The organism is Rhodococcus aetherivorans (assembly GCF_011058165.1).
GTDB lineage: Bacteria > Actinomycetota > Actinomycetes > Mycobacteriales > Mycobacteriaceae > Rhodococcus > Rhodococcus aetherivorans.
Map to the genome: position 1 here is coordinate 1 of NZ_JAALEG010000096.1, position 22,780 is coordinate 22,780.

24 protein-coding genes, 1 tRNA gene and 1 riboswitch are annotated in these 22,780 nt (G+C 70.1%); of the genes, 4 read left to right on the forward strand and 21 right to left on the reverse strand.

Annotation, left to right across the window (positions count from 1 at the left end; all coding sequences use genetic code 11):
* A partial coding sequence (locus G6039_RS25730) for a vWA domain-containing protein (protein WP_164528140.1) occupies positions 1 to 841 on the forward strand: 841 nt, incomplete at its 5' end.
* Between the two features lie 4 nt (positions 842 to 845).
* Positions 846 to 2,000 (forward strand): metallophosphoesterase, encoded by a 1,155-nt coding sequence (locus G6039_RS25735; protein ID WP_029543838.1) that lies wholly within the window; start codon positions 846 to 848, stop codon positions 1,998 to 2,000.
* Positions 2,001 to 2,149: 149 nt separating this feature from the next.
* Here the strand turns inward: G6039_RS25735 and gcvP are convergent, their stop codons facing one another.
* The 11 genes from gcvP to G6039_RS25790 all read right to left on the reverse strand — a co-directional run bounded on the left by gcvP (position 2,150) and on the right by G6039_RS25790 (position 11,922).
* Positions 2,150 to 5,002, reverse strand: coding sequence for an aminomethyl-transferring glycine dehydrogenase (gene gcvP, locus G6039_RS25740; protein ID WP_029543841.1), 2,853 nt, complete (start codon positions 5,000 to 5,002; stop codon positions 2,150 to 2,152).
* Positions 5,003 to 5,172: 170 nt separating this feature from the next.
* Positions 5,173 to 5,267, reverse strand: a riboswitch (glycine riboswitch).
* 73 nt (positions 5,268 to 5,340) lie between these two features.
* Positions 5,341 to 5,967 (reverse strand): MerR family transcriptional regulator, encoded by a 627-nt coding sequence (locus G6039_RS25745; RefSeq protein ID WP_006936775.1) that lies wholly within the window; start codon positions 5,965 to 5,967, stop codon positions 5,341 to 5,343.
* Positions 5,968 to 6,226: 259 nt separating this feature from the next.
* On the reverse strand, positions 6,227 to 6,700 hold the full coding sequence (locus G6039_RS25750) for a bifunctional nuclease family protein (RefSeq protein WP_029543844.1): 474 nt from the start codon (positions 6,698 to 6,700) through the stop codon (positions 6,227 to 6,229).
* A 113-nt stretch (positions 6,701 to 6,813) separates the two neighbouring features.
* Positions 6,814 to 7,551, reverse strand: a complete 738-nt coding sequence (gene ftsR / locus G6039_RS25755) for a transcriptional regulator FtsR (RefSeq protein WP_029543847.1) — start codon at positions 7,549 to 7,551, stop codon at positions 6,814 to 6,816.
* Positions 7,551 to 8,018: a glycogen accumulation regulator GarA gene (garA, locus tag G6039_RS25760; RefSeq protein ID WP_006936772.1), complete on the reverse strand. Its 468-nt coding sequence runs from the start codon at positions 8,016 to 8,018 to the stop codon at positions 7,551 to 7,553. The genes ftsR and garA overlap by 1 nt, the downstream gene beginning before the upstream one ends.
* Positions 8,019 to 8,192: 174 nt before the next feature.
* On the reverse strand, positions 8,193 to 8,597 hold the full coding sequence (gcvH, locus tag G6039_RS25765; protein ID WP_006936771.1) for a glycine cleavage system protein GcvH: 405 nt from the start codon (positions 8,595 to 8,597) through the stop codon (positions 8,193 to 8,195).
* Between the two features lie 43 nt (positions 8,598 to 8,640).
* Positions 8,641 to 9,381, reverse strand: coding sequence for a DUF881 domain-containing protein (locus tag G6039_RS25770; RefSeq protein WP_029543850.1), 741 nt, complete (start codon positions 9,379 to 9,381; stop codon positions 8,641 to 8,643).
* Between the two features lie 4 nt (positions 9,382 to 9,385).
* Positions 9,386 to 9,742 carry a small basic family protein gene (locus G6039_RS25775; protein ID WP_029543853.1) on the reverse strand — a complete coding sequence of 119 codons (357 nt, stop codon included), beginning with the start codon at positions 9,740 to 9,742 and terminating at the stop codon, positions 9,386 to 9,388.
* Positions 9,743 to 9,747: 5 nt separating this feature from the next.
* Complete coding sequence (locus tag G6039_RS25780; RefSeq protein WP_006936766.1) at positions 9,748 to 10,614, reverse strand: DUF881 domain-containing protein; 867 nt, start codon at positions 10,612 to 10,614, stop codon at positions 9,748 to 9,750.
* The gene (locus G6039_RS25785; RefSeq protein WP_006936765.1) at positions 10,611 to 11,228 is read right to left on the reverse strand and encodes a CDP-alcohol phosphatidyltransferase family protein; all 618 of its coding nucleotides are present in this window, start codon (positions 11,226 to 11,228) and stop codon (positions 10,611 to 10,613) included. Before G6039_RS25785 ends, G6039_RS25780 begins: the two co-directional genes overlap by 4 nt.
* A gap of 76 nt (positions 11,229 to 11,304) precedes the next feature.
* A complete protein-coding gene (locus tag G6039_RS25790; protein WP_006936763.1) occupies positions 11,305 to 11,922 on the reverse strand; it encodes an NUDIX hydrolase in 618 nt (205 codons plus the stop codon).
* Positions 11,923 to 12,053: 131 nt separating this feature from the next.
* On the opposite strand from G6039_RS25790, the gene G6039_RS25795 reads away from it, so the two are divergent.
* Complete coding sequence (locus G6039_RS25795; protein ID WP_006936760.1) at positions 12,054 to 12,992, forward strand: AAA family ATPase; 939 nt, start codon at positions 12,054 to 12,056, stop codon at positions 12,990 to 12,992.
* Between the two features lie 24 nt (positions 12,993 to 13,016).
* Entirely contained in the window at positions 13,017 to 13,985 is a 969-nt protein-coding gene (locus tag G6039_RS25800; protein ID WP_006936759.1) for a vWA domain-containing protein, read from the forward strand.
* 303 nt (positions 13,986 to 14,288) lie between these two features.
* Here G6039_RS25800 and G6039_RS25805 read toward each other — a convergent pair whose 3' ends face one another.
* The 10 genes from G6039_RS25805 to G6039_RS25850 all read right to left on the reverse strand — a co-directional run.
* Positions 14,289 to 14,474, reverse strand: a complete 186-nt coding sequence (locus tag G6039_RS25805; RefSeq protein ID WP_152103978.1) for a hypothetical protein — start codon at positions 14,472 to 14,474, stop codon at positions 14,289 to 14,291.
* A 116-nt stretch (positions 14,475 to 14,590) separates the two neighbouring features.
* Positions 14,591 to 14,806 carry an SMP-30/gluconolactonase/LRE family protein gene (locus G6039_RS25810; protein ID WP_080688613.1) on the reverse strand — a complete coding sequence of 72 codons (216 nt, stop codon included), beginning with the start codon at positions 14,804 to 14,806 and terminating at the stop codon, positions 14,591 to 14,593.
* Positions 14,807 to 14,849: 43 nt separating this feature from the next.
* Positions 14,850 to 15,287 (reverse strand): SRPBCC family protein, encoded by a 438-nt coding sequence (locus tag G6039_RS25815; RefSeq protein WP_006936756.1) that lies wholly within the window; start codon positions 15,285 to 15,287, stop codon positions 14,850 to 14,852.
* A complete protein-coding gene (gene adhE / locus G6039_RS25820; RefSeq protein WP_029543860.1) occupies positions 15,277 to 17,937 on the reverse strand; it encodes a bifunctional acetaldehyde-CoA/alcohol dehydrogenase in 2,661 nt (886 codons plus the stop codon). The genes G6039_RS25815 and adhE overlap by 11 nt, the downstream gene beginning before the upstream one ends.
* Before the next feature lie 261 nt (positions 17,938 to 18,198).
* Positions 18,199 to 18,272, reverse strand: a tRNA-Pro gene (locus G6039_RS25825).
* Between the two features lie 83 nt (positions 18,273 to 18,355).
* Entirely contained in the window at positions 18,356 to 19,777 is a 1,422-nt protein-coding gene (gene der, locus G6039_RS25830) for a ribosome biogenesis GTPase Der (protein WP_006936753.1), read from the reverse strand.
* A complete protein-coding gene (cmk, locus tag G6039_RS25835) occupies positions 19,774 to 20,436 on the reverse strand; it encodes a (d)CMP kinase (RefSeq protein WP_037201712.1) in 663 nt (220 codons plus the stop codon). The genes der and cmk overlap by 4 nt, the downstream gene beginning before the upstream one ends.
* Before the next feature lie 17 nt (positions 20,437 to 20,453).
* On the reverse strand, positions 20,454 to 21,116 hold the full coding sequence (locus G6039_RS25840) for a pseudouridine synthase (RefSeq protein ID WP_420902771.1): 663 nt from the start codon (positions 21,114 to 21,116) through the stop codon (positions 20,454 to 20,456).
* Between the two features lie 197 nt (positions 21,117 to 21,313).
* Positions 21,314 to 22,000 carry an SMC-Scp complex subunit ScpB gene (scpB, locus tag G6039_RS25845; protein WP_006936742.1) on the reverse strand — a complete coding sequence of 229 codons (687 nt, stop codon included), beginning with the start codon at positions 21,998 to 22,000 and terminating at the stop codon, positions 21,314 to 21,316.
* Positions 21,997 to 22,780, reverse strand: a 784-nt coding sequence (locus G6039_RS25850; RefSeq protein WP_164528141.1) for a segregation and condensation protein A, incomplete at its 5' end; no start/stop codon positions are given. The genes scpB and G6039_RS25850, both read right to left, overlap by 4 nt.

The window sequence follows — 22,780 nt, forward strand, 5'->3', positions numbered from 1 at the left end:
CACCCCCACCGCCGACTTCCCCGCCGCCGTGGTCGACGCCCCGTGGGTCGACGAGACCCTCTCCCGCGCCGCCGCCGAACTCGCCGGCCACCTCCGCGAACCCGACGCGGCCCGCGTCCTCGCCGACGCCGGCTTCCGAGTCGACGGCCAGCCCGTCCCCCGCACCGACGCGGTTCCCTTCCCCCGCATCGAACAGAACCTGAACCGCGCCGCCCCAGCCGTGGCCGACATCCTCCTCGACCACCGGCGCGCACCCGTCGCACCCCGCGCCACCACGATCCTCCTCGACACGTCCACGTCCATGGGAACCGTCGAGGGTGACGACACCCGTCTCGCCCACATCGCCACTGCCCTGGACCAGCACGTCTCCCGCTCGCCGGATGCCTCGACACTCGCCGTGTGGGTCTTCGCCCGCGACCTCGACGACACGACTCCGTACCGCGCCACGGTGGCGCGCGGCACCCTCACCGCGGACCAGCGCACCGCGCTGACCGCCGCCCTGACCGGTGCCGACACCACCGACGGTTCCGCCGTCTACCGGTCTCTGGCCGCCGCCTACGTCGACGCCGTCCGCAACCACACCCCCGGCAGGCCCAACTCCGTCCTCCTGATCACGGACAGTGCCAACGACGACGACACCTCCCGCCAACGCATCCTCGACCTCGTCGCCGCCGCCGGCGACCCCGATCGACCCGTCCGGATCGACGTCGTGGCGCTCGGCGACGACACGAACCGCAACACCTTGCAAACACTCGCCGACCGCACCGGCGGTGCGCTCGTCCCCGTCGCCACGACCGACGGACCCGATCTCGCCGCCGCCATCCGAAAGCTGATGTCCTGACACCGTGATCCGCCTTCTCGTCGCGGGGACGTTCCTCGCACTCGTCACCTTCTGGCTCCACCGCCGTCTCGTCCGAGCCCCCGGCCTGCGCGGCCGCTCGGCAATCGCTGCGAACACCGCGCTCGGCGTCCTCCTCGTCGTCGCTCTGATCGGCGCGCAGAGCGGCACGTCGCTCGACCCGCGCTGGGCCCGCCCGTTCGGATTCCTCGGCTGGACCTGGCTCGGCGTCGTGCTGTACCTGGTCCTCGGCACGCTCCTGATCGGGATCGTGTGCCTCGCGGCGCGAGCGGTACGCCGTTTCCGGCGCGGCGACGCCCACCCCCCGGATCCCTCCAGGCGGCGCGCCCTGCAGATCGCGACGGGCACGCTGACCGTCGCCGCGGTCGCCGCGGTCGGCTACGGCACGGTCGAGGCCGCTCGGCCCCGGGTCGTGCACACCCGGATCCCGTTGCGCCGGCTTCCGGCCGGATTCGACGGGATGCGGGTCGCCCTCGTCACCGACCTGCACGTCGGCCCGTCCCGCGGCCGCGAATTCACCCGTCGCGCGGTGGACCTCGTCAACGCGCAGCAGCCGGACCTGATCGTTCTCGGCGGGGACCTCACCGACGGCACGATCGCGTTCGTCGGGCAGGATCTCGCTCCCCTCGCCGACCTGCGGGCTTCCCTCGGGGTCTACGGAGTCAGCGGCAACCACGAGTACTACGCCGACGACGCGCTGTCCTGGCTCGATTTCTGGGAAACCCTCGGCGTACGCACCCTCCGCAACGAACGAGTCGCCCTGGAGCGCGGCGGCGATGTCATCGATCTCGCGGGCATTCACGATTACTCGGCACCGGCCCCGAACGAAGCGGATCTCACCGCAGCGTTGCAGGGCCGCGATCCCGAGCGCTTCGTCCTCTTGGCCGCCCATCAGCCCCGGCAGGTGTTCGAGGCCCGCGACCACGGCGTCGACCTGCAATTGTCCGGCCACACGCACGGCGGACAGATGTGGCCGCTCGGATACGTCGTGCCTCTGCAACAGCCGACGGTGACGGGACTCGACCGGTTCGGCGACACTCTCGTGTACACCTCCCGCGGTACCGGCGCCTGGGGTCCGCCGGTACGGATTGCCACCCCTCCGGAAGTGGCAATCCTGGAACTGAAGACCTTCCCGGGCTGACCTTTTCGTCTGGGTTTTTTCTGCGGTTGTTTCGCGGTTGAGGTGACGTGGGGTTTTGTTCGGTTATTTATAAAGTTCCGTTAGGCTCGGAATACTGTCCGTAGTCTTTCGGGGGCTGGGCTACCGACACCCAGCCCCCGAAAATGCGCTCAGCTGCTGTAGGCCTCCAACGGCGGGCACGAGCACACGAGGTTCCGATCCCCGTACGCCCCGTCGATGCGGCGCACCGCGGGCCACACCTTCGCGCGGCTCTGCCCCAGCGGATACACCGCGATCTCACGGCTGTAGGGGTGGGTCCACTCCCCGACCAGGCACTGGGCGGTGTGCGGTGCGCCGCGCAGTGGGTTGTCGTCCACCGGCCACTCCCCTGCCCCGACGCGATCGATCTCGCCGCGGATGGCGATCATCGCGTCGATGAACGCGTCGAGTTCGGAGAGATCCTCGCTCTCGGTGGGTTCGACCATCAGGGTGCCCGCGACGGGGAAGCTCATGGTCGGCGCGTGGAAGCCGTAGTCCGCCAGGCGCTTGGCCACGTCGTCGACCGTGACCCCCGTATCCTTCGTCAGGGGGCGCAGATCGAGGATGCACTCGTGCGCCACCATGCCGTTCTCGCCCGTGTACAGGACGGGAAAGTACTCGTCGAGCCGGCGCGCGATGTAGTTCGCCGACGCGATCGCCGTCAGCGACGCCCGCCGCAGGCCTTGGGCCCCCATCAGCTTGATGTACGCCCACGTGATCGGGAGGATGGAGGCCGATCCGAACGGCGCCGCCGACACCGGCCCACCGCCCCCGAGACCCGGTTCGGCCGGGTGGCCGGGCAGGAACGGCACCAGGTGCGCGCGCACGCCGATCGGCCCCACGCCGGGGCCGCCACCACCGTGCGGGATGCAGAAGGTCTTGTGCAGGTTCAGATGACTCACGTCGCCTCCGAACTTGCCGGGACGCGCCAGACCGACGAGGGCGTTCAGGTTGGCGCCGTCGATGTACACCTGCCCGCCGGCGTCGTGCACGGCACCGCAGATGTCGGCGATCTCGTGTTCGTAGACCCCGTGGGTCGACGGGTACGTGATCATGATCGCGGCGAGACGTTCGGCGTGGTCGGAAATTTTCGCACGCAGATCGTCGAGGTCGACGTCACCGTTGGACCGGCACGCCACGACCTCGACGCGCATGCCGGCCATGACCGCGGAGGCGGCGTTGGTGCCGTGTGCACTCGACGGGATCAGGCAGGTGTCCCGATGCTCGTCACCCCGGCTCAGGTGGTAGTGGCGGATGGCGAGCAGCCCGGCGTACTCGCCCTGGCTACCCGCGTTCGGCTGCAGGCTCACCGCGTCGTACCCGGTCACCGCGGCCAGCCACCCTTCCAGGTCGCCGATGAGCCGGCGGATGCCCGCGGTCTGCTCTGCAGGGGCGAAAGGATGCAGCGCCGAGAACTCGGGCCAGGTGATCGCCTCCATCTCGGTGGCGGCATTGAGCTTCATCGTGCACGAACCCAGCGGGATCATGGTGCGGTCGAGCGCAAGGTCCATGTCCGACAGGCGGCGCAGGTACCGCATCATCGCGGTCTCGGTGCGGTACCGGGTGAACGCCTCGTGCTGCAGGTACGCGCTCGTGCGCGCGAGCTGCCGCGGCACGGCGGGTGTGGCTGCGGCCGAGGTGTCCTCCGCCCCGAACGCGGCCAGGACCGCGGCCACGTCGGCGTCCCGGGTCGCTTCGTCGCACGAGATCCCCACGTGGTCCCCGTCGACGCGACGAACGTTGATGCCGGCCTCGAGCGCCGCCGCGACGACCGCGTCGGCGCGGCCGGGAACGCGGGTCAGCACGGTGTCGAAGAAGCTGTCGTGCACCACGTCGATACCGGCCGCCTTCAGCGACGCCGCGAGACGGGCGGCCTGGCCGGCCACGCGGGTCGCGATCCCGGCCAGGCCCTCGGCCCCGTGGTACGACGCGTACATGGCAGCGAGCACCGCGAGGAGAACCTGTGCGGTGCAGATGTTGCTGGTCGCCTTCTCGCGCCGGATGTGCTGCTCACGCGTCTGCAACGCCAGCCGATAGGCCGGTGCGCCGTCCGCGTCGACCGACACACCGACGAGCCGGCCCGGAAGGTTGCGGGCATGGGCGGCGTGCACGGCGAGATAGCCGGCGTGCGGCCCGCCGAACCCCATCGGCACGCCGAAGCGCTGGGTGGTGCCGAAGCACGCGTCCGCGCCCTGTTCCCCGGGCGGGGTGAGCAGAGTGAGCGCCAGCAGGTCCGCGCCCACCGCGACGAGCGCCCCACGCTCGTGCGCCGCCCCGACGAGGGGGCCCGCGTCGAACACCCGGCCGGAGGCACCCGGGATCTGCAGGACGACGCCGAAGAACTCTCCCTCGGGCAGGCCGTCGTCGACGAGGTTCGCGGTGACGATCTCGATCCCCAACGGTTCTGCCCGGGTCGCCAGGACCGCGGCGGTCTGGGCGAACAGGTCGGCGTCCACGACGACCCGCGCACTCCTGGACTTGCGGTTGGCGCGCTTGAGCAGCGTCATCGCCTCCGCGGCGGCGGTCGCCTCGTCCAGCATCGACGAGTTGGCGACCTCCATACCGGTCAGGTCCGAGACCATGGTCTGAAAGTTGAGGAGCGCTTCGAGGCGCCCCTGGCTGATCTCCGGCTGGTACGGGGTGTATGCGGTGTACCAGGCGGGATTCTCGATGATGTTGCGCAGCAGTACCGGCGGGGTCAGCGTGCCGTAGTACCCCTGGCCGATCATCGATGTCGCGACGGTGTTCCGGCCCGCGAGTTCCTGCAGCGCCGTCAGTACCTCGTGTTCCGACATCGGCGCGTCGAGCGACTCGAGTCCGTCCGCGACTCCGTCGGCCCGGGCGTCGAGGATGCCGGCGGGCACCGCCTTGACGGCCAGCTCGTCGAGGGATTCGACGCCGATGACGTCGAGAATGCGGCGCAGTCCCGCCGCGTCGGGGCCGACGTGGCGGTCGGCGAAGGTGTACGTAGCGGCGTCGGTCATCGCGACTCCCTGAGGTCGGAGGTCCGCATCCGCGCAGGGGGTCGCACGGTGCGTGTCCTCCCCCTCTGTCGCGAGCTCGCCGGGGCGAGCGCCTGAGAGATTCGGTACCGGAGCGAGCCGGCCCTTTCCCCGTGGGCGGGTGGGTGCTCCCACCGCTTTCCAGAGACGTCGGTGCCCGCACGGTCCTCGATGCCTGAGAGATTGACGGGGAGGTGCTGCTCCTTCGGCGTCCGGAACAGGTCCGGAACTCTCCCGCACGGCGGCGACGTATCACCGATTCTAGGGCACGGGGACACCCGGGCAGCACCGAGGCCGCAGGTGTTTCGTGTGACGAGCGTCTAGCCGATCCGCCGATTGACACGTTCGCGACGGCGGGAGGCCAGTTCGTCCTCGGGACGCTGCTCGATGTCGCCGCCGTCCGCCCGCTCGGCCGGGAAGTCGGCGATGCTGCCCGTCAACTCCCGCATCGCGCCGCTCACCGCGATCCCGAACACGCCCTGTCCGCCCTGCAGTAAATCGACCACCTCTTCCGGTGAGGTGCACTCGTACACGGTGGTGCCGTCGGAGAACAGGGTGATCTTCGCCAGGTCCCGCACTCCGCGTTCCCGGAGGTGGTCGACCGCTACCCTGATGTTCTGCAGGGAGATGCCCGTGTCCAGCAGACGCTTGACGATCTTCAGGACCAGGATGTCCTTGAACGAGTAGAGCCGTTGGCTGCCCGAACCCGCCGCGCCCCGGATGGACGGAACGACCAGATTCGTCCGCGCCCAGTAGTCGAGCTGACGGTAGGTGATGCCGGCGATCTGGCAGGCGATCGGCACGCGGTAGCCGACGAGCTCGTCAGGCACCGAATCGTCCGGGAACAGACCCGGCTGCATCTCGTCGGCGTCGAGAGATGCCCGTGACGGGGCCTCGCGGTCGACGGCGTCGAAGCTGAGCTGCTGTCCCTGCGGCCGATCTCCCACTGTTGTGACTCCCTCTCGCGTGCACAGGCGTGCCCCGGAACGAACGACGGGCGGATCCCCCACCCCATCCGATCGTCGAGCGCCCGCTTGACCCACCGAGTCGATCCGTAGCGATTCACTCAGCGTACGCCCCGTGCGAAAAGTTGGGCAGCAACACGCCGACCGGACAACGATCTTCCGGTCCTGTACCACTCGTCGCAGAGCGCGCCCCGGCCACCGTGACCGGGAGTCGCGACAGAACCTCGGCGATGGTCGACGATCAGCCGTCCGTCGCCTTGAAGTCGTCGGGGGACACGGATTCGAGAAACTCCTTGAACTTCTCGACCTCGTCCTCCCGCTCATCCGGCATGACGAGGCCCGCTTCCACCAGCACCGGCTCCTCCACGAAGACCGGCGCGCCGATGCGCAAGGCTACAGCGACCGCATCGGAAGGACGGGACGACACGCGCAGACCACCGTCGAAGACGAGATCGGCGTAGAACGTCCCCTCTTTGAGATCCACGATCCGGACCTCCTGGAGGGTGCGGCCGAACGCATCGACCAGATTCTTGATCAAGTCGTGCGTCAGAGGCCGGACCGGCTCGACACCCTGCTGTTCCAGCGCTATCGCCGTGGCCTCCATCTGGCCGATCCAGATCGGCAGATACCGATCACCGTCGACCTCGCGCAGCAGAAGGACAGGCTGATTCTGCGGTTGCTCGACCCGAATCCCCACTACTCGCATCTCGCTCATCGAGCCGCCTCCCATCCCTGCTGTGCGTCGGTGGCGAACCGTCCGCCGATATCCCCCTGAATTCTAGTGCCAACGAGCCGCCGTCGTCAGAGTCGTTGCCACCGCTGCCACACTCACCGATCGAGAGCGCCCCGAACGGCCGCCTTGACGAGGCACGTGTGCATCGTCAACGACAACGCCGCCAATTCCCGCACCATTTCCTCGGCCCGGGCGCGCGCCCCGACGTCCCGGCCCTTCGCGACCGGACCGGCGATCTGCGCCACCAGGCCCGCCTCCCGGTCGGCCGCGAGCTTGAAGGCACGCAGGTGCCGGACCTCGAGGCCGAACTCGGACATGGCCTTGGCGGTGCGAGCCAGCAGCACCGCATCCTCGTCGAAGAAGCCGGCCGCGCCGGGCACGATGAGCCCGGCGCGGATCAGCTCCGTGAGGAAGGACGATTCGATGCCCGCCTGCCGGCACAGGTCCTCCCGGCCGACCCGCACCTCCCGGTCCGTGCGCAGATCCTCCGGCGACACCTCGCCCGGCGCCACCGCCAGGGGCCGGGGCCGCTTCGGGCGGCTCTCCACCGAGCCCACCGTCGCGACACCACGGTCGATCGCCTCGAGCTGTTCCTTGATCACCTTCAGCGGCAGGTACTGGTCCCGCTGCGCGGTCAGCACGTACCGCAGGCGCTCGCAGTCCGCGATCGAGAAACGTCGATAACCCGACGGGGTGCGTTCCGGACTGATCAGTCCCTCGGATTCGAGGAAGCGGATCTTCGAGATCGTCACGTCCGGAAACTCGGGACGGAGCCGATCGAGCACGGACCCGATCGACATTCCCCCCGGTGACGGCTGGCGGGCAGCGGTCATCAGCTACCCGTGCCCTGCGAACCCCGCGGGCCGGTGAGGAACACCAGCCGGAACTTTCCGATCTGCACCTCGTCGCCGTTCGCGAGAACCGCCGAGTCCACCGGCTCGCGGTTGACGTAGGTGCCGTTCAGGCTTCCCACATCGACGACCTGGAACTCGCCCTCGTCCTGACGGAACTCGGCGTGCCGGCGGCTCACCGTCACGTCGTCGAGGAAGATGTCGCTGTCCGGGTGACGCCCGGCCGACGTCGTCGGCTGATCGAGCAGGAAACGCGACCCGGCGTTCGGGCCGCGCTTGACGACGAGCAGCGCCGATCCTGTGGGAAGCCCCTCGACCCCCGAGACGGGGGCCTCGGTCGTCCCCGTGCCCGCGCCGGTGGTATCGAGTTCGTTCAGGAAGTCGGCACGAAACACCGAAGTGGTTTCCGCAGGGGTTTCCTCGTAGCCCGCGTTGCCGTTCTCGCTCACCGTATCTCCTTATCCGTTCGACCCTTCGGGATCGCTCCCCCTGGGCCGCAGTTTCGTTCAGCCACGATCACTTCCGGTACGGACCCGCGCCCCGACCCGGCACACGCCTACCGTTGACCGTACCCTGCGCAACGTCCTTCGTGCAGGCAGACGCGGTCCCGGCCGGACGCGGCGTCAGTTCTGCGTGATCGCGCGGTACCCGTCCGCGTCGAGCGTGCTCGCCAGAGCGGCGTCGAGCTCGTCCTTGCTGCCGACCTCGAGGTCCACCAACCAGCCGGCCTCGTACGGATCGCTGTTGACGAGCTCGGGATTGGCATCCAGATCCGGGTTCACCCCAACGACTTTCGCCGTGAGCGGCGCGAACACGTCGGAAACGCTCTTGGTCGACTCCACCTCGCCGAACGAGTCGCCCGCGGTGATCTCCGCTCCCGTCTCCGGCAATTGCACGAAGACGACGTCGCCGAGCTGTGACTGGGCGTAGTCCGTGATGCCGACGCGCGCAGTCGCGTCACCGGTTCGGCGAACCCACTCGTGCTCCGCCGTGTAACGCAGATCGGCGGGTGTTCGGAACTCACTCACGACAGGTCCTTTCGGGCAGCGACATTCGCGTGGAACGCCGGGTTCAATTACCGGGCTGAGAGTATTGTCGCGGCTCGATCTCCCGCAAGGCGGGTACCTCGACCTGCGGCGACTGTTCGATCTGTACCGACCCGCCCGCGCGCGCCACCGTGTCGACCACGCCGCCGGGGATGTTCAGAGCCGCCGCCAGCGTGGGCGCGTCCCCGATCGCGGCGACGGCGTAGGGCGCTGCGATCGATCGATCGTCGACGACCAGCGCACCGGCGGTGCCGCCCACCCAGGAGTCCACGCCGATACGGACGGCGGGGCCGCCGGTTCCGGCGACCTGGACGGCCTCCGCCCCCGCGGCGCGCAGCTCCTGGATCGTGTCGAGGAGGACTTCCGATCCCACGCCGCGCCGAGGGTCGGCAATGGTCAAGATCACTCCCGGACCGGCCGCCGGGGCGGTACCCACCTGGATCTCCAGGGCCGAGAGGCGCTGCTGCGCCTCCGCGAGTGCGGCTTCGGAGCCGTTCCGTTCCAGGCTGGCCAGCGTCTGTTCCAGTGTGGTGATCTCCTGCCGCAGCTCCGCTTCGCGGCGGTTGAGGTTGTCGAGCACCACCAGCAGGTCGGCCGGCCGAGCGGAGTCGAGCGCGTCGCCCGAACCGGTGTTCCTGACCTGCGTGGCGATTCCCACGCCCAGCACCACCATGAGCAGCGCCGCCAGGGCGGAGAAGACGATCCGCGAGCGGCGCGCCGCGCCGCTCTCGGCCGGTTCGTGCCATTCGTGCTTGCCCTCATGCATCCGGCTACGCCCCGAACAGTCTGCGTCGCAGCGCGGATGCATTGCCGAAGATCCGGATACCGAGGACCACGACGACCGCGGTGGAGAGCTGGGTGCCCACCCCGAGCTGGTCGCCGAGCCAGACGATCAGTGCGGCGACGAGCACGTTGAAGGTGAAGGAGACGACGAACACCTTGGCGTCGAAGATCTCGTCCAGATAGGCGCGTAGTCCCCCGAAGACCGCGTCGAGCGCGGCGACCACCGCGATGGGCAGGTAGGGCTGGACCACGTCGGGAACCTGGGGGCTGAAGATCACACCCACGGCGATGCCCACGCCGAGGGCCAGCACCGCATAGAGGGCGTATCCGCGCTTGGTCGCCACAGTCTTCACCGCTCTCCCGTTTCCCGTGCCGATGCGACGTCGCGTACCGAGGCGCCCGGCAACGCGAGGTCCGTCGCCTCCGTGATGGTGAAACCTACCCCGTACAGCTGTTGCACCCCCGACATACGCAGGTAGGCGTCGCTGACGACGAAGCCGGTCTGCAGTTCGGCCGGTGACCCGACGGCGGCGACCGTGTAGGGCGAGAAGACCGGCTGGTTGTCCACGAGCATCGCTCCCCCGGCCTGCCGGACCGTGACACCGGGACCGACCCGTACCCCGTTGATCGCGACGGCCTCGGCCCCGCCGGCCCAGAGGGCGTTGACGACCGACTGCAGGTCGCGGTCGAGGATCACCGAGGTGCTGCGGGCGCGGTCCTTCTCCGCGGAGTCCGTCAGGTCGGGACGCGAGGTCGGATCGGCGAGGGTGACTGTGATGCCGGGGCCGCGCACGGGAGCCGCGGCGGCGGCCTCCTCGGCTCGGGCGAGCCGGTCGAGCACCGCCGCACCCTGTTCGTCGTCGGCGAGCACCTCGATGCGGCGCTGTTCCACCTGGGTGGCCACGTCGTCGCGGGTGGCCGCGAGTACGTCGTTGCGGTCCTCGGCGGTGCGGACGGTGGCGAGGATCTCGTTGCGTGCCTGGTCGGTACCGGATTCCCGCTCGATGTTCTGGGCGTAGGCCACTCCGAGGACGAGTCCGGCGAGCAGGCCACCGAGGACCAGCCAGAGCCCGATGCCGACCCGGCTGGGCCGGGCGTGGCCGGCGGCGCGGTCGTGCGCCGCGGCCGCGTAGCCGGGGTCGAGGTGGTCCTCGAGAAGCGCCTTGAGCAGCGACGGCACGGGGTTGCGGCGGATCTGCTCCCAGTTGCGGCTCATTCGGTGGCAGGCCCTCCCGGGGTGGGTACCGCACGGGCCGTCCGCACCGCCTGCGACAGGTAGAGCACGCCCGTCCACACGTAGAGGGCAGTACCCCAGAGGAGGGCGGCCCACCCCGCGGGCGCGAGGACGCCGGCCGCGGCGGGAAGCGCTTCCGCGGCCAGCAGGAGCGGCAACGCGAACATCAGCAGGAAGGTGGCGCCCTTACCCAGGTACAGCACCTCCGGGGGCGGCAGGCCACGGCGACGGTAGACGGCCAGGGTCGGAGCGAGGACCAGCTCCCGGCCGATCAGAACCACGGCGATCCACCACGGCACTATGCCGCGGGCCACCAGGGCGAGGAGGGTGGTGACGACGTAGAGGCGGTCGACGAGCGGATCCAGCACCGCGCCGAGCCGCGAGGCCTGGTCGAGCAGCCGCGCGAGTTTGCCGTCGGCCCAGTCGGTGATTCCGCTGAGCATGAGGACCGCAAGCGCCCATCCGTCGGCGTGCCGGACGAGGACCAGATAGAGGAAGATCGGGATGCCGACCAGGCGGACGACGCTCAACACGTTGGGGACGGTGACGATGCGGTCGGATCGAGCCGGCGCACCGGCCGTCGTCGCGTCGTTCATCGTCCGTCCTGTCGTTCGGGTGGGGTCGGTTACGACAGCCTTGCACACGCCTCGTCGCCGCCGGCCGGCCGACTCGTCACCTCCACGCGAACACGGGCTGTTCCAGGTCGTCGATGCGGGTGCTGCGACGGTGGAGCACGACTTCCCGGAACTGGTACACCACCGCCGCGGTGGGGGCGTGGACGAGATGTCCCCGGAACGGCCACTGGATCACCGGCTTGTCCGATTCCGGTATGGCGACGAACCGGGGTTCGCTGTCGAGCTCGGATGCGGTGACGGCATAGAGTGCGGCCACCTCGTCGGGGTTGGGCACGAGATCGTCGATCGCGGCATCCGCCCAGACGACGTACGGGGAGATGACGTAACCCGAGCGGGTGATGTAGTCGTCGAGGCGGCCGAGAATGCCGCCGGGGTCGGTGCGCAGGCCGAGTTCCTCGTGCAGCTCGCGCAGCGCGGCCACCTCGGGTGTCTCCCCGTCGTCGAGACGTCCGCCCGGCAGGGCGAACTGGCCGGGGTGCGCTCGCAGACGGGTCGGGCGGCGGGTGAGCGGCACGACAGGGTTGCCGTGCCCGTCGTCGAGTACGGCGACGACCACCGCCGCGTGACGCCGGCCTTCCAGCGGCAGGGAGCGGGGTTCGAACGCGGCGAGCGCCGACCCGATCTCGGTCGGGTCCAAGGGGTTCGGGACGGTCATTGCGTCGACATTAGGGGGTGGGGACTGCGATTCTGCGCATGGATCGCCGAATCGGTCCGCCCCGTGGGTCCACCCGGTGCATAGTTGTCCGAGGAAACGAACGGATCCCAGGGGTACACGAGGACGTGAGCATGCAGCGCACCACCCGACCGATGGCCGAGGTCCGCCGGGGAGTCGCGGACCGGGTGGTGGGCCGGGCCCGGGAAACCGACCTCCTGCTCGCTGCCATCGGCGCGGGGCGCGACGTGCTGCTCGAGGGGCCACCGGGCACCAGCAAGTCCACCCTGCTCGGCGCCATCACCGCCGAGCTCGGCAGTCCGCTGATGTTCGTCGAGGGGAACGCCGATCTCACGCCGGCACGCCTGGTCGGCTATCACGATCCGGCACGGGTGCTGTCGGAGGGCTACCACGAGGACAACTTCGTGCCCGGCCCGCTGGTGGCGGCGATGCGGGCCGGCGGGGTGCTCTACCTCGAAGAGTTCAACCGCTCGCCCGAGGACACACTGAACAGCCTGCTGACCGCGATGGCGGAGCGGCGGATCACGGTGCCGCGGGTGGGCACGGTCGAGGCCGATCCGGCGTTCCGCGTGGTGGCCTCGATGAACCCGTTCGACAACATCGGCACCGTCCGGTTGTCGATGAGCGTGCACGACCGGTTCTGCCGGCTGGCGGTGGACTATCAGGACACGCAGGCCGAACGTGAGATCGTCGTCCGGCGCACCGGGTGCGGGTCGGCGCGGCTCGTCGCCGACGCGGTAGCCCTCACCCGCGCCACGCGCGGGCACCCTGACCTGCGCGGCGGGTCCAGCGTCCGCGGCGCGATCGACCTGACGCTCGTCGCGATGCAGCTGATCGACATGCGGGACGTGCGCGGCGAGCTGCCGGACTCGGCCGACCCGCCGCGCGATCTGCCGCCGGACTACACCGGCGCCGTGCTCGACGCCCTGCTGGTGGCTTTGTCCGGGCGGATCGCGGTGGACGAGGTCGCCGAGACCACACCCGAGGCGGTGTTGCGGGAGATCTGGCAGGACCACTTCCTCCTTCGCCCCAGCTCCGCGGCCCCCGGTTGAAGAGCCGTCCCCGCGGACGGCCCCGTGCACCGGCGCGCCCAGCGTCACTCCACCGGTCGGGGAAAGCCTTTCCGGCGCAAGCCGAAGCAGCTGTCGACGGCCCCGACGCTGTACGAGAACCGAGGCAGCGGCCAGGGTTTGGCGATGGTCGGCGGTCCGCATCGTCAGGGGCGCAGCCCCGGAACGGGTCCCGGTGCGGGTCCCGGGATGACCGACGAGCCGGCCGAGGTGCTGACACTGGGCGAACTCGATGCGTCGGGCCCTGCCGGCGACGCCGAGGTCCGACGCCGGGCCCGCGAGATCGCTGCGCGCCTGTCCGTGCCGCGCCCGCGGCACCGTCGCCTGCCTCGGCGGGGCGTCGGCAGACTGCGAACCCTGCCGTATCAGGACGGCGCCGAGGAACTCGATCTCGACCGCACCGTCGAAGTGCTCGCGGAGGACCCGCTCGCGCGGTCGACCGATCTGGTGATGCGGGACCGGATCCGCGACCGCCGGAAGGTGGTGCTGGTCGTCGACATCTCCGGGTCGATGCGCGGCGAACGCATCCGCACCGCCGCGGCCGCGGTGGGTGCCGTGGCCGGCGAGCTCGGCCACGACGATCTGGCGGTGGTGGCGTTCTGGTCCGAAGCCGCCGTGCTCAGCGCTCTCGGTGAGCCGGTCTCCCCGGCCCGGCTCGTGGACCTGCTGCTCCGGATCCCGAGCAAGGGTCTGACGAACGTCGGCTTCGCGCTCGAGGTGGCGGCGCGTCAGCTCCGGGACGTACCCGCCGACGAGGGACGGGTGCTGTTGCTGTCCGATTGTGTGCACAATGCCGGGCCCGATCCGCGGACCGCCGCCTCCCGGCTCCCTCGGCTCGACGTGCTCGCCGACATCTCCGGCGAACACGATCTGCTCACCGCCCGCGATCTCGCTCATGCCGGCCGTGGGCTGGCCCTGCCGATCCGGGGCCACCGCGACGTCGCTGCGGCCATCTCCCGCGCGTTCGGCGCCTGACTGTGCGCGGTTTCTCTTTGGGGAGTTTTGGTGAGAGGCGTGGAGTCGTGATGAATTTCGGAAAATATTTCTGTTCCGTACTGGTCGGATTATGCAAGCCGGACTTGGGTGCGCCGAGCGGTCTTCTTCTTGAAATTATTGTGTTCCGTTTGCTTCGAATTCGGATGCGGCGGTGTCAGCGGGGCCCGCGCCCCTCCCCTCTCGCGCCCGAGGGGGCACCGCTCGGAACGGGCGGGAGAACCGCGCCGTCGTGGCTCGCTCATCGCGCCCGGTCCACGTCCACGCACAGGATCGCCGAGTCGCTCAGGGGCTTCCCCGGTACAACCGCCCGGCATGCTCGACGACGCCCGTCACCTCGCCGAAGGGCACATCCCGGCACCCGAAGTCGTGCAGCAGCCGGCCGTCCTCCCCCAACCCCAGCACCCAGGTCGTGCGAGCGGGACGAGCCAGTCGCGCCACCGGCAGCCGCCACAACGCCCGGCGTACCACGGGTCAGCTGCCTCCGAGCCGGTCGAGGACACCATTGCGGGGCGCAACCATCGCCACCCACAGCCGGCCGCCGCGCGCCCGGGAGACGTTGTCCGGCATTCCCGGAAGGTTCGTCATCAGCGACCGCGGGGCGTGGGGGCACGGACCGGCAGTCCGGTCAGGCAGTAACCGCCGGTTTCGGCGAACAGGACAGTGGATTCGTCCTCCGTGAGAGTGATGCCATTCGGGAAGTGGAGCCGGTCGAGTACGACAGGGACCGAACCGTCCGGGTCACGGCGCAGCAGCCGGCCGCTGCCGCGGCGCTCGGGCAGGGCGCCCACGTAGTGGTCCAGACCGTGGCGGGTGTGGACCGGGTGGGCCCCGCGCCGCCCGCGTTCAGCTCTCCAGGCGCTTCTTCAGACCGGTGAGCGTACTGTCGACCAGGCCCTTGATCACCCGATTCCGCAGGAAACCGGGCAGCGGCAGGTTGTGGTGGATGGTCAGCTCGTACGTGACGGAGGTGCTGGCCGGACCGACCGCGTCGAGTTGGTAGCGCCCTTCCTGCCCGGTCTGCAGGCGTCCTTGGAGCATCGACCAGCTCATGCCGTCGTCGCGGTGCCGGTAGGTCAGGGTGTAGCTGTCGGTACCGACGGTGGCCGACGCCTTGAACCGGGCGGTGCGCGGCAATCCGGTCTCCTCGTCGACCTCGAGCACCTCGGCCTCGAGGATCTCGGGGATCCACTCGGTCTGGCTCTCGAGGTCACGGATGGTCGCGAGCACGGTGCCCAAGGGCGCCTCGACCTGGACGGTCTTGGTGGCGCTGTCAGTGGGCATGCTCGCCGTCCCCGTAGTAGCCGAGCCGGAGCAGGGTGGTGATCTCGCTGATCAGCGGCATCCGCGGGTTGGTGCGGTTGCTCAGGTCCTGGAACGCGGTCATCGCCAGCTCCGGCAGGGCGGCGAGGAACTCGTCCTCCGCGATGCCGATCTCCTTCAGGGTGCGCGGCACCCCCATGCGGCGGAGCAGGTCCTCGACACCCTGGAAGAGCCGGCGGCGGCTCTCCTCGGGTTCGTGCCCCCCGAAGACGATCCGCCCGAGCTGAGCGTACTTCTCGGGCGCGACGTACGCGGAGTAGCCCGGGGCCGGCATGAACTTGGTCGGCAGGCTGGCGTTGTAGCGCAGGGTGTGGGGCAGGAACACGCCGTTCACCCGGCCGTGGGCGATGCCGAACCTGGCGCCGACGGAGTGCGCGAGGGCGTGGTTCGTGCCGACGAAGGCGTTCGAGAAGGCGAGTCCGGCAAGAGTGGCGGCATTGGACATGTCGGTGCGGGCGGACAGATCGTTCGGGTCGTCGTACACCCGCGGCAGCGCCTCGAAGATCAGGCGCGCGGCCTGGACACAGAACGCATCGGTGTAGGGCGAGGCGAAGATGGAGGCTACCGCTTCCAGCGCGTGGGTCAGCGCGTCGATGCCGGTGTCGACGGTCAGGGTGCGCGGCATCGAGAGGGTGAGCATCGGGTCCACCACCGCCATATCCGGAACCAGCGAGTAGTCGACGAGGGTCTCCTTGCGGCCGGCGACGGTGAGGACGGCCGCGGGTGAGACCTCCGATCCGGTGCCGGCGGTCGTGGGGATTGCCACCAGCCGCAGCTTGTGTGGATCCTGCGGGTATTCCGCCATGCGCTTGCGGGGGTCGAGGAACGGCAGCGTCAGCTCCGCGAGATCCTTCTCCGGGTGTTCGTAGAACAACCGGATCGCTTTCGCCGCGTCGATCACCGACCCACCGCCGATGGCGATGAGCAGGTCCGGCGGGTACCCCTCGAGCAGCGCAACGCCGCGGCGGATGGTGGCCTCGTCCGGTTCCGGTTCGACCTCGCTGAACACCTTGATGTGCTCCGCGCGCAGGTGGGCGCGGAGCTCGTCGACGACTCCCCGCTGTTCGCTCAACGCGTCGGTGACGACCACAACGCTCGTACACGGGACCTCGCGGAGGTTCTCGAGGGCACCGGCATTGAAGTAGGTGTTGGAGGGCACGCGGAACCACTGCGGCGGGGTGCGCCGGTGCGCGACGGTCTTGATGTTGAGCAGCTGCTGGTAGTTGACGTTCTCGGTGGTGCTCGATCCGCCCCAAGTGCCGCAACCCAGGGAGAAGGTGGGGGTGAGGTTGTTGTAGATCCCGCCGAGCGCGCCGACCGCGGTGGGGGCGTTGACGAGGATCCGTCCGGTGCGCACGGCCAGACCGTAGGCGTCGATGACCGCCGGATCGGTGGCGTAGATGGCGGAGGTGTGGCCGAGGCCGCCGTGTTCGGTGACGAGCACGGCGGCGTCGATGCCGTGCTGGACGTCGCGGGCGCGCACGAGACCGAGGACGGGCATCAGCTTCTCCTGCACCAGAGGGTGCGCGGCGAGCTGGTCGAGGTCGGAGGGCAACGGCGCCAGGAGCACCTTGACCGCTGGATCCACGGTGAAGCCCGCGCGGGCGGCCAGTTCGGGAGCCTGCTGGCCGAGAGCGGCGAGGTTGACCTTGTCGCCGCAGCCGAAGGCGAATTCGGCCACCGCGGCGGCCTGATCGTCCGTGAGTACGTGCGCCCCCATCCGCTCGAACTCGGCGACGGTGGCGTCGTAGATCTCGTCGTCGATGATGCAGGTCTGTTCGGCGGGGCAGATCACGGAGGCATCGAAGGTCTTCGAGATGAGGATGTCGACGACGGCGCCCTTGATGTCGGCCGTGCGGTGCAGATAGATGGGGGCGTTGCCGGGTCCCACGCCGAGCGCGGGTTTGCCGGCCGCGTTGGCGAGGGAGACGATCTTCTGCCCGCCGGTGACCCAGATGAAGTCGACCCGAGGATGCTTGAACAGGTAGTGGGTGACCTCGTGGGCGGCGTCGGGAATGACCTGCAGCGCGCCGGGGGGCATACCGGCCGCTTCGGCTGCCGCGCGCAGGATCTCGACCGTGCGTTCGCACGACCGCACGGCGAAGGGCGAGGGCCGGAAGATGACGGCGTTGCGGGTCTTTGCCGCGACGATCGCCTTGTACAGCACCGTGGAGGTGGGGTTGGTGACCGGGGTGATCGCCAGGACCACGCCGATGGGTTCGGCGACGCGGACGATGCTGCGCTCGACGTCCTCCTCGATCACGCCCACGGACTTCTTGTCCTTGAGGTAGTCGTAGAGGAACTCGGTGGCCACGTAGTTCTTGACGACCTTGTCCTCGAAGACGCCGAATCCGGTCTCCTCGATCGCCACCGATGCCAGTTCCGCGGCCGCCCGGATGCCGGCCTGCGCCATGGCTTCGACGATCGCGTCGACCTGTTGCTGGTCGAGGGTGCGGAACTCGGCCGCCGCGGTGGTCGCCGTGTCGACGACCGCGTCGATCTGCTCGTGCCGGACCGGGCCGGTGTCGACGGCGGGAGTCGCCTCCGCCGTGGCGGCGTCGCCGGTGCTGTTGGTGGCCTGGGATTCGGTGCCGATCCGGGTTTCGGTCATGTTGTCTCCTCGGACTGGAGATGCCCGTCGCGCCTCGGTGTGGCCGCGGCTCCTGTTCGCGACAGTACTCGCGGCTCGAGGTGTTGACTGCGGTCTTTGGACCCTGACCGTGGGCCTTTCGCGGAGCTGCCGCTGCCGCACCCTGGGCGGCTGGTTCCGGGGTGGGCCGGAGCGGCACGGCAGTCCCGGAACCGGGCCGCGGAGGGTGGCCCGCACGCGAACGAGGCGGTCCCGGTGAATTCGGGACCGCCTCGTCGTGGGTCGGGCTGACAGGATTTGAACCTGCGACCACTTGACCCCCAGTCAAGTGCGCTACCAAGCTGCGCCACAGCCCGTCCGCGCTCTCGTCGAGCGCTCGTTGAGATTACAACAGGGACGGACCGATTCACCAATCGCCTGGTCAGGACCGTTTCGGGTGCTACTTGCCGCGGCGGTCCCGTTTCTCGCGCACGCGCACGGAGATCCGCACCGGGCTGCCCTCGAAGCCGAACTCCTCGCGCAGCCGCCGCTCGAGGAATCGGCGGTAGCCGGCCTCGAGGAAGCCGGTGGTGAACAGCACGAACGTCGGCGGCCGGGTGCCGGCCTGGGTGGCGAACAGTACCCGCGGCAGGCGGCCGCCGCGCATCGGCGGCGGAGTCGCGGCGACGACCTCCTTGAGCCAGGTGTTGAGCCGGCCGGTGGAGATGCGCTTGTCCCAGGACTCGAGGGCGGTCTCCATGGCCGGCACGAGCTTCTGCACGGCCCGGCCGGTCTTGGCGGAGATGTTGACGCGCGCCGCCCACGGCACGCGCAGCAGATCGCGTTCGATCTCCCGGCTCAGCTCGTAGCGGCGATCCTCGTCGACGAGGTCCCACTTGTTGAAGGCGATGACGAGGGCGCGGCCCGCGTCGGCGACCATCGAGATCACCCGTTGGTCCTGCTCGGTGATGGGCTCGGAGGCGTCGATCAGCAGCACCGCCACCTCCGCGGCCTCGATGGCGCCGCGGGTGCGCAGCGAGGCGTAGAACTCGGCCCCGGAGGCGGTGTTGACGCGCTTGCGCAGGCCGGCGGTGTCGACGAACCGCCAGGTCTTTCCGCCGAGCTCGACGAGGGAGTCCACCGGGTCGACCGTCGTGCCGGCGACGTTGTGCACCACCGACCTTTCGTCGCCGGCCAGCTTGTTGAGCAGGCTGGACTTGCCGACGTTGGGCTTGCCGACCAGCGCGACACGACGCGGGCCTCCCCCGCCGGTGCCTTCGCGCGGGGTCTGCGGCAGCACCGAGAGCAGCTCGTCGAGCAGGTCCCCGGTGCCGCGACCGTGGGTGGCCGACACCGAGTACGGCTGCCCCAGGCCCAGCGACCACAGGGCGGCCGCTTCGGACTCGACGCGGTCGTCGTCGACCTTGTTCGCGACGAGCAGCACCGGCGTCTTGGAGCGGCGCAGGACCCTGGCGACCGCCTCGTCGACGGCGGTGGCGCCGACGGTCGCGTCGACGACGATCAGGATCGCGTCGGCTGTGCGCATCGCAATCTCCGCCTGCCGCGCGACGGACTGTTGCAGGCCCTTCGCGTCGGGCTCCCAGCCGCCGGTGTCCTGCACCATGAATCGGCGGCCGTTCCAGTTGGCCTCGTACGAGACGCGGTCGCGGGTCACGCCCGGCACGTCCTCGACGACCGCTTCGCGGCGGCCGATGATGCGGTTGACCAGGGTCGACTTGCCGACGTTGGGTCGTCCGACCACGGCGACGGTCGGCACGGGCACGAACTCCTCGAGTTCGTCGTCCCCGACGAGCTCGAGGTCCCAGTCCGCTTCCTCCGACCAGGTGCCGTCGCCGGCGAATTCCGTCACATCCTCGCTCACAGGGTCGCTCCCGTCTGCTCGGCGACCACGGCGGCGAGCGCGGCGATCACTTCGTCGATGTCCATGTCGCTCGTGTCGACGACGACCGCGTCGTCCGCCGCGCGCAGCGGGGAGACCGCGCGGGTGGAGTCGAGGTGGTCGCGGCGCTGCACCGCGGCGAGCACCGCCTCGTAGTCGTCGCCGCGGCCTTCGGCGATGTTCTGCCGGTTGCGCCGCTGTGCCCGGGCCTCGGCGGAGGCGGTGAGGTAGATCTTCACATCCGCGTCGGGGAACACGACGGTGCCGATGTCGCGCCCCTCGACGACGATGTGCCCGGCGTCGCGGCCGATGCGCTGCTGCGCTGCGACGAGGGCCCGACGCACCGCGGGGACGGCGGAAACGGCGGAGACGGCGCCGGTGACCTCGCCACCGCGGATGATCTCGCGGACGTCCTCCCCGGCGAGCCGGATGTCCTCGACTTCCGGGTCGGTGCCGATCGACCAGGGCAGGGACGCGGTGGCGGCGGCGATGGCGGCGGGATCGGTCAGGTCCGCCCCCGCTCGCAGGGCGTGCAGGGTCGCGACCCGGTACATGGCGCCGGTATCGAGATAGGCGGCGCCGAGACGGCGGGCGAGCCGCTTGGAGACGGTGGACTTGCCGGTGCCCGACGGGCCGTCCATGGCGACGATCAGGGAGCTCACAGGCCCACCGCCTGGTAGAGGCCGCCGACTTCCTTGCGGCCGAGCACCCGCAGGGTGCCGGGTCGCTGGTCGCCGAGCGCGACGGGTCCGATGTCGGTGCGGACCAGGCGGATCACGGGGTGGCCGACGGCGTCGAGCAGGCGGCGCACGATGTGCTTGCGGCCCTCGTGCAGTTCGAGGCGGACGAGGGACTGGCCCTCGTTTACCTGCAGGAGCGCGAAGGAATCGACCTTGGCGGGGCCGTCGTCGAGTTCGACGCCGGCGCGCAGCTGCTTGCCGATACCGCGCGGGAGGACGCCCTTGACGGTGGCGAGGTAGGTCTTGGTCACCTCGTAGGAGGGGTGCATGAGCCGGTGGGCGAGCTCGCCGTCGTTGGTGAGCAGCAGCAGCCCTTCGGTGTCGGCGTCGAGCCGGCCGACGTGGAAGAGGCGTTGTCCGGCGGCGACGCGTTCGGAGACGATGTCGCCGACGCAGGGGCGGCCGAGGTCGTCGGACATGGTGGACTGCCAGCCGCGCGGCTTGTTGAGCACGAGGTGGACGAGGTCCTTGTTGACGACGACGCGCACGCCGTCGACGCGGACGACGGCGTTCTCGGGGTCCACGCGCAGGCCCTGTTCGGTGACGATGGAGCCGTCGACCTCGACGCGGCCGGCGGCGATGAGTTCCTCGGCGGCGCGGCGGGACGGCCGCGCTTGTTGAGCGGGGTGTCGCCCTTGCGGTGTGCCTTCTTGGGCGTGGCCGCGCGGGCGGCGGGTTCGCCCCGTCGTTCGCGCGGGGGGTTCCCCGCGCGGGAGGTGGTCTTTCTGCGGTCCGGTGTGCCATCACGGCGAGCGGGCTTGTGCACTTTTTTCCTGTCTCAATCGGGATCGAACGGCGCGGGCGAGGTGGACTCGGTGCGCGGGTTCCTTCCCATTCTCGCAAATCGTGGGTCGGCCTCGAGACTTTCGCTGATGTCGTCGATCACATCGACGTCCGGGAGCAGCGGCGCGAGGGGCGGCAGGTCCTGCAGGGAGGCCAGGCCGAGGCGTTCGAGGAACAGTTCGGTGGTGACGTAGCGGGTGCCGCCGGTCTCGGGGTCGGTGCCGTCCTCGGCGATCAGGTCGCGGGCCAGGAGGGTGCGCATGACGCCGTCGACGTTGACGCCACGGACGGCGCTGACGCGGGCGCGGGTGACGGGCTGGCGATAGGCGACGACGGCGAGGGTTTCGAGGGCGGCACGGGTGAGCTTGGTGCGGGCGCCGCCCTGCAGGAGCCGTTCGACGTACGGGGCGTAGTCACGGCGGGTGTAGAAGCGCCAGCCGTCGCCGGCGTAGCGCAGGTCGATGCCCGAGCCGCGCGCGTCGAGGTCGGCCGCCATGCGGTGCAGGGTGGTCTCGACGCGGGTGGCGGTGACGCCGATCGCGTCGGCGAGCTGGGCGTTGGGGGCGGGGGTGTCGACGACGAGGAGCAGCGCCTCGAGGGCGGCGGCGAGTTCGTCGTCGGTCATCTCGAGCAGTTCGGCGTCGAGTCCGCGCGGGTCGGGGTCCGGCGTGTCGCTGCTCACCCGTAGTCCTCCTCGAATGTGGTGACGGCGTCGTCGTTCTCGCCGGTCCAGGCCACCTGGAGCGGCCCGAGCGGCTCGGGCTGGTCGAAGGTGACGGCTCGTTCGCGGTAGAGCTCGAGCAGCGCGAGGAACCGGGCGACGATCTGCAGGCTGTTGTCGCATTCGGCGACGAGTTGGCCGAAGGTGGCCCAGGTGCCGGCGCCGTGGGCGCGCAGCAGGGTGAGCAGGCGGGCGGCCTGCTCGGGGACGGAGACCCGGGGGGTGTGGAGATGGTCGAGGCCGACGCGGGGTGGCGGCTTGGGCCGGAAGGCGGCGGCGGCGATCTCGGCGAACCGGGCCGCGTCGACGCCGAGGACGACCTCGGGCACCAGGTTCTCGTACTGCGGTTCGAGCGAGACCGCGCGTGGGTAGCGGCGCAGGGCGGCGGCTTCGAACTCGGCGAACAGGTCGGCGATCTGTTTGAAGGCGCGGTATTGCAGCAGGCGGGCGAAGAGCAGGTCGCGGGCCTCGAGCAGGGCGAGGTCCTCGGGGTCGTCGACGTCGCCGGAGGGCAGGAGGCGGGCGGCCTTGAGGTCGAGCAGGGTCGCGGCGACGACGAGGAACTCGGTGGTCTGGTCGAGTCCCATCTCGGGGCCGAGGGCGCGGGTGTAGGCGATGAACTCGTCGGTGACCTCGTGCAGGGCGACCTCGGTGACGTCGAGGCGGTGCTGGGAGATCAGGGTGAGCAGCAGGTCGAAGGGGCCCTCGAAGTTGCGCAGCCGTACCTGGAAGCCCGCGGGG

What these genes read in the sequence shown, in the direction of transcription:
- gcvP (WP_029543841.1), bottom strand. Translation starts at nt 5,002, where the DNA reads ATGACCGACGCCGCTACGTACACCTTCGCCGACCGCCACGTCGGCCCC.
- G6039_RS25750 (WP_029543844.1), bottom strand. Translation starts at nt 6,700, where the DNA reads ATGAGCGAGATGCGAGTAGTGGGGATTCGGGTCGAGCAACCGCAGAAT.
- ftsR (WP_029543847.1), bottom strand. Translation starts at nt 7,551, where the DNA reads ATGACCGCTGCCCGCCAGCCGTCACCGGGGGGAATGTCGATCGGGTCC.
- G6039_RS25770 (WP_029543850.1), bottom strand. Translation starts at nt 9,381, where the DNA reads ATGCATGAGGGCAAGCACGAATGGCACGAACCGGCCGAGAGCGGCGCG.
- G6039_RS25780 (WP_006936766.1), bottom strand. Translation starts at nt 10,614, where the DNA reads ATGAGCCGCAACTGGGAGCAGATCCGCCGCAACCCCGTGCCGTCGCTG.
- G6039_RS25785 (WP_006936765.1), bottom strand. Translation starts at nt 11,228, where the DNA reads ATGAACGACGCGACGACGGCCGGTGCGCCGGCTCGATCCGACCGCATC.
- G6039_RS25790 (WP_006936763.1), bottom strand. Translation starts at nt 11,922, where the DNA reads ATGACCGTCCCGAACCCCTTGGACCCGACCGAGATCGGGTCGGCGCTC.
- G6039_RS25795 (WP_006936760.1), top strand. Translation starts at nt 12,054, where the DNA reads ATGCAGCGCACCACCCGACCGATGGCCGAGGTCCGCCGGGGAGTCGCG.
- G6039_RS25815 (WP_006936756.1), bottom strand. Translation starts at nt 15,287, where the DNA reads ATGCCCACTGACAGCGCCACCAAGACCGTCCAGGTCGAGGCGCCCTTG.
- adhE (WP_029543860.1), bottom strand. Translation starts at nt 17,937, where the DNA reads ATGACCGAAACCCGGATCGGCACCGAATCCCAGGCCACCAACAGCACC.
- cmk (WP_037201712.1), bottom strand. Translation starts at nt 20,436, where the DNA reads ATGGACGGCCCGTCGGGCACCGGCAAGTCCACCGTCTCCAAGCGGCTC.